The sequence below is a fragment of the Bradyrhizobium sp. RD5-C2 genome, assembly GCF_019972155.1.
Classification (GTDB): domain Bacteria; phylum Pseudomonadota; class Alphaproteobacteria; order Rhizobiales; family Xanthobacteraceae; genus Bradyrhizobium.
Genome location: NZ_BOVL01000073.1, coordinates 1 through 294, shown reverse-complemented (window position 1 = coordinate 294; position 294 = coordinate 1). Strand labels below are relative to the sequence as shown.

Here is a 294-nt window from a genome sequence, read left to right as displayed (position 1 = left end):
TTTGGCTTGGCGATGAAAGAGGTCTCGAGGAGCGATCACGCAACCCTTCGACACCTTCTGCGCGGAACCGCTTGACCCATTTGGCAACGGTCTTCGGTGTGGTGTTGAACTGGTGGGCCGCGTCGGCCTGGCTCAGCCCGCCCTCGACGACGCTACGCACCATCGCCTCTCGACCTTTGGGCGTCAAAGGCGCATTCTTGTGGACGTTCATCTGGTCTTTCCTTGGAACACTGAAGCTTCGCAACCTCAGCTTCCTCGGTTCAGACCAGATGGACAACCTCCTGAAAGAGCAAA

Annotated in this window: 1 protein-coding gene; it reads right to left on the bottom strand. The window is 57.8% G+C overall.

What is annotated here, in order from left to right; translation table 11 throughout:
- Window positions 1-211, bottom strand: a 211-nt coding sequence (locus tag BraRD5C2_RS39285; RefSeq protein ID WP_223977885.1) for a helix-turn-helix domain-containing protein, incomplete at its 3' end; no start/stop codon positions are given.
- Window positions 212-294 lie beyond the last annotated feature (83 nt).